This window comes from Acinetobacter sp. ANC 4470, assembly GCF_002135335.1.
Lineage (GTDB): Bacteria > Pseudomonadota > Gammaproteobacteria > Pseudomonadales > Moraxellaceae > Acinetobacter.
This window is the reverse complement of sequence record NZ_NEGC01000016.1, coordinates 1-5,276: the sequence shown is the minus strand read 5'-3', so window position 1 is coordinate 5,276 and position 5,276 is coordinate 1. Positions and strand designations below refer to the sequence as shown.

4 protein-coding genes and 1 pseudogene are annotated in these 5,276 nt (G+C 33.5%); all 5 read left to right on the top strand.

Features of this window, described 5'->3' with window-relative positions; genetic code table 11:
- The first annotated feature begins 531 nt into the window (after nucleotides 1–531).
- The gene (locus B9T25_RS14345; RefSeq protein ID WP_086189089.1) at nucleotides 532–1,065 is read left to right on the top strand and encodes a hypothetical protein; all 534 of its coding nucleotides are present in this window, start codon (nucleotides 532–534) and stop codon (nucleotides 1,063–1,065) included.
- 935 nt (nucleotides 1,066–2,000) lie between these two features.
- Entirely contained in the window at nucleotides 2,001–2,789 is a 789-nt protein-coding gene (locus B9T25_RS14335; protein ID WP_086189087.1) for a tellurium resistance protein, read from the top strand.
- A gap of 20 nt (nucleotides 2,790–2,809) precedes the next feature.
- On the top strand, nucleotides 2,810–3,955 hold the full coding sequence (locus B9T25_RS14330) for a toxic anion resistance protein (RefSeq protein ID WP_086189086.1): 1,146 nt from the start codon (nucleotides 2,810–2,812) through the stop codon (nucleotides 3,953–3,955).
- A 30-nt stretch (nucleotides 3,956–3,985) separates the two neighbouring features.
- Nucleotides 3,986–4,906, top strand: coding sequence for a hypothetical protein (locus tag B9T25_RS14325; RefSeq protein ID WP_086189085.1), 921 nt, complete (start codon nucleotides 3,986–3,988; stop codon nucleotides 4,904–4,906).
- Nucleotides 4,907–5,133: 227 nt separating this feature from the next.
- Nucleotides 5,134–5,276 (top strand): annotated as a pseudogene (locus B9T25_RS14485) (alkyl hydroperoxide reductase); the annotation flags it as partial.

Sequence of the window (5,276 nt, the reverse complement as noted above, 5' to 3'; positions counted from 1 at the left end):
GTCTGTTGGATTTAAGAGTAGTATCGAGGCAGTGAAAAGTTTGAGTGATGTATAGCCAAGTTTTTTGATTTATTGCGACACCTAGTTTTTAGCTAAAAATACTTCGGGGAATGACTCATTAAGTAGCTAATTTTTATAGGTTTAGTTTATTGCTTTTAAGACTTAATTCATGCGCTTAAAAACCTATGTTTTTTATAGTTATCATAAGTTTATGTAGGGTTAGACCTTCATTTTGACATCGTAGAGGTCAGCAGTTCGAGTCTGCTTATACCTACCAATATATTAAATCCACATGATTTGTTATGCATTCATATGGTATAAAAGCTTTGAATCTTAAAGATTTGAGGCTTTTTTATTGCCTGCTATATACGCATATAAATTTATACAGTAGCCTCGCTTTTGTATCACTCTTAAAATATCGAATTTGTGATACAAAATATATGCGGTTTGAGTATAAAAAGAGCAAAAATTAAACGGTGGTCGTTATGACCAAAGCTGGAACCGATGTATTGAACGCGAAGAGACAGTGATATGGCGGCGAATATAAATAGTACATTTGATTTGACCCCACTCGCACTGAAAATTGCTGAGAGTACCTATGGAGCAGTATTCTTCAGTGTTGTAGTTGTTTTGATTGTTTCTGGTTATGTGCTATCTATGCTTTTAAAATCTGGGATTATCACCAGTTTTGCCGAACATTCAGAGCATAGAAGAAAGAAACGAAATGAGCTAATTACTGACCAAGAAAAGCTTTTAGATGATATGTCTTTAACCGAATTTTCTAGTGACTTGAAATACCATATAAAAGTTTCTAAGTTAGAAAATTATTTAAATATTAAAAATAGAGATATTGATTTACTAAAGTATATTTTGTCTTGCCGTAATAAAGATAAGGCAGTCAAGCTATTTAAACTTGGAAAAGAATATTTAGAAAAAGATAATGTCAGTAATAACTATAGGTTAAAACCTAAATATACAGTAAAACGATTGAAATTTTATGAAAATTTTGGAACATCTATATTTCATAATGAATGCTTTAGGTGCAGTACCTTATATTGTACTTAGCTTTTTAAATATTTTTTATAAGGAATATAGGTTAGCTATAACGAGTGACTTACTTTATTTAGCAATCTTTTTTTTATAGGAGTATTTATTTTTTCAATGTTTGTGCTTTGGGGTTTTCTAAAGCCAGAAGCAGCTAAGAATTTTCTGGAATTGGAAAAAATTGATATTGGACAGTGCGAAAGCAATGATTTAAATAGAGCAGCTTAAACAAGACTGATCAATACTATATAAGAAAAGGTAGAAATATGATTTATGCTTTGATGTTGGGTTTAGGTGTTTGGTCTACTATTCCAGTGCTTTTAATTTGGTATTTGATTCTACCAAAAACATACTTCCTTACTTTTAATGGTGAAATCCCTTCAAGGCTATCTATCTTCACACACCATTTTTTATCGTTCCTTATGCTGTTTATGATTCTCGGTTTGGGTATTGAAACAGCAGTGAAGTATCCAGAAGGCTCGATCGCTCCAATATTTTTCTTATTGTCTATTCTTTTAACATTCATATTCTGCATTTACTTTGGACGGAATAAAATTAATTTGGGCGATAAGAGAAGAGTATAAAAATAGGGGCTTAGGAAGCAAACATATACAAATCACTTTTAATGAATGGTCACACTTTAAATTGATCCAATTTCAATTGTTCTGGACTGTAGTATTGATAATGCCCCGGTTCTGCAATTAACAATATCCCACTTAGAATGCTTTAAATTCCAGTAGGCTTTGAGCCATGAGTAGAAAAGCTGGCTTATTTGAAGTGGGCTTTTTATATCTCTTGATGAGTTTGATCTTCTGGGTTTAGGGGGGGCTTCTTTTATTCTAAATATATTTACTAACTAATACTTTAAATAATATCAACTAGAAATTGCAAAAGAACACATGATATTTTATATAAAAGTCGTACTATAAAAATGATTTTATTGAGTTTCTAATATTATGTCTCAGATTGATGTTCTCGTTCCTTTGACTGAAATTGAAGTGAATCGAGCTGAGCTTCTATCCATTCAACGCAATGATTTAGTGCCGTTACTGAATGATCAATATCGTCTTAATCATTATGCAGACCAACTTATTCAAGCACAGTCTGTGCTGTTAAATGGGGTCGATCCACACTTAACGCAGCAGTTAAGTTTAACCATCGAGCAACTGATTCAATCTTTAGCAGATTCAAAAAAATATTTAAAAATGCGGAAGTTTAATGCCTTGCAAAAGTGGTTGGGTATAGATCTAGAATATGGTTCTGGTCAGGTTGAATATTATAAAAATTTAGATCAGTTACTCAATCGAGCCAATCATTTAAGTCAAAAATTACAGATTGAGATTCAAAAGGCACAAGCACGTTTTCAGCAGTTGCTTGGACATCGTGAGCAAATGGCAAAGTACATTCGAGCTGCGCAAGAGTTTTTGGTGGAATATCCAAATTTTGTGCAGAATCAACATCCATTAGATAATTTTACTGATCGATTATCTAAAAAAATTAATACCTTACAAACGTTACAAGCAAGTAATGATATTGCAATTACACAAATGCAGTTATCTCAGCAACTCTCTTTTACCTTACTCGATCGTTTTAAAGAGGCACAGCAGGTGCTTATTCCCGCGTGGCAATATCATGTTAAACAAAGCAATCAAACCAGTTCGACAAATGAACTGGAAAAGTTAGATAATAGCCGTGAAAATCTGATTAAAACTTTAAAAAAATCTCTACAGAAACCAACACATTAATAATTTTATTTAGGTGTCCCATGACTAATTTAGAGCATAAAGATTTACCTACAGACATGACCACAGATGTTGTTCAGAAAAAATTTAAGCAACTGAATTTACAAGAAATTGGTTTGCAGGATTCAGACTTTAATGAGGTGATGAATGCACATAAAGAATTGGCTGAAATGAGTCATACAGCAGTCGCTGAATATGGTAAAAATATTGCGACAAAAACCTCGACCTATACCGATGAATTATTAAATTTAGTACAAAATAAAGACCTTGATAGCACAGGTCAAAAGTTAAATCAGGTGGTGCAAGTTGCGCAGCAGTTGAATACCAACAGTATTTTAAATCAGAAAAAAACCTCGGGCTTCTTTGGTGCTTTGTTCAGTAAAATGAGAGGCGCGAAGCAAAGCTTTGATCAAAATTTTAATAGCACCAAAGAACAAATTGATGTGTTGGTCAAAGAAATTGAAACCTCTCAGTCGGGGTTGAAAGATCGTGTCACGACTTTGGATAAAATGTTCCATGGCGTACAAGATGAATATAAACAGTTGGGTATTTATATTGCTGCTGGAAAATTAAAAGAACAGGAAATTCAGCAAGACATAGCATTTTTAACTACACATATTCAAGATCAATCAACGGTACAAAAGATTTATGATCTCAATCATCTTGCCAATAATTTAGAAAAACGAGTCAGTGATTTACACGTTTTACAGCAATCGGCTATGCAAACTTTACCTATGATTCGAATTATTCAATCGAATAATTTAATGCTAGTCGATAAATTTTACGCGATTAAGAACATTACCTTACCCGCATGGAAAAACCAAATCAGCTTGGCAATTTCCTTAAATGAACAGAAGAATAGTGTTCAGTTGGCAAACAGTATTGATGATGCAACCAATGATCTGTTACGTCGTAACGCGGATTTGTTACATCAAAACTCTGTGGACACTGCTAAAGCCAATCAGCGTTCGGTGATTGATATTGAAACACTTGAACATGTGCAAAATACCCTCATTAAAACAGTGAATGATGTGATTCAAGTGCAAAAAGAAGGCATGCAGAAACGTGCAGAAGCAACCACACGTTTACGTGCTTTACAGAATAATTTGAATCATTTGGTTTTAGAATCAAATAAAGGTGGGAGCAATAAACATGTGGATCACTTCTAAGTTTATTGCTTACACTTTAGGAGAAAGCATTTGCCTCCCTTAGATGAATATGCTGTGAATCCACAACAGATTGAATCTGGTGTCGTAGCGTTGAAAAAGCGCCAACGTAATGTGATGTTGCTGTGCATCAGTAGTACAACTATTTTTCTTGCTTCTGTCGTAGCATTATTTTTACAACATGATTTTGTCTATAGTTTCTTTGGTATTACGACTGAACTTAAGCAATTACATATGCCTATCAGTATAGATAGCAATCTTGCAGCATTGGGACAACATTCAGACTATTTTACCAGTTTGTTGTCATGGTTTGGTTGGCTCATTCTGAAGCTATTTTTTTCTTTTGTAGGGGCATTTTTTGTCATTCATTTTTTGAAAAAAATCCGTTTCTTTTATATTCGTTTTCAGTCTTTTATTTTGAAATTTGTTGGTTGGCTGATTGCATTTATAGTGTTGTGGTCAGGACTGACTTATCTACAATATGATTTAAAGCATGATGAAAATGATGTTTATGCCAAAGTGATTCAATACGATAAAAATATTCAGCAAAGTGAGCTAGCCCAATATTTACAGCAAGCTGATTTAGATGAACCCGTGAAGGCTTATTTACTGGCGCAAACTGCGTTATTGCATAAGCCTGCCGATAAAGATGCCGCAATTCCTCAGGTTTTAGCGTTGATTAAAGCAGAAAAATCAGATCCGCACTTTATTGAATATGGTTTTAAACCTGAACAATTATGGACGATGCAACACCAACTTTATGCTAAGACCTTATCACCGATGGCTGAAAGTGTGTCGCGTCAAGTTGATCAGGCAGCACAAATGAGTGCCTTTGTTAAAATATTGATTATTGCGATACTCATTGTATCTGCAATTTTAAGTTTGATTTTATTTTTCTTAGCACAGCATTTAAAAGCTCGAGCTTTAAGAGTAGAGCAGCGTCTTATACCTTAATAACAAACCCTAAAAGCCGAAATTGAGGCTTTTAGGGTTTGTGTTTATTTTGCCTTTATTTTGCCTTTATTTTGTTTTTAAATACGATATCACTGATATATATACGATGAATTAGTTGTGATTTAATAATTCGATTATAATTATAAAAACAAACTGTTTTACCTATTTATTGATTTATCTTATGATGACTACATTCAATGACATTTACTCCTTTGGAGACCTTAGCCATGTTAGATCAAAATACTTCAGCACAATTAAAAACCCTACTTGAGCGCTTAGAAAGTCCAATTGAAATTGTGGCATCGCTCAATGATTCCGACAAATCAGACAAAATTAAAGAATTGGTCACTGAAATTGCAGCATTATCCGA

What these genes read in the sequence shown, in the direction of transcription:
- B9T25_RS14345 (WP_086189089.1), top strand. Translation starts at nt 532, where the DNA reads ATGGCGGCGAATATAAATAGTACATTTGATTTGACCCCACTCGCACTG.
- B9T25_RS14335 (WP_086189087.1), top strand. Translation starts at nt 2,001, where the DNA reads ATGTCTCAGATTGATGTTCTCGTTCCTTTGACTGAAATTGAAGTGAAT.
- B9T25_RS14330 (WP_086189086.1), top strand. Translation starts at nt 2,810, where the DNA reads ATGACTAATTTAGAGCATAAAGATTTACCTACAGACATGACCACAGAT.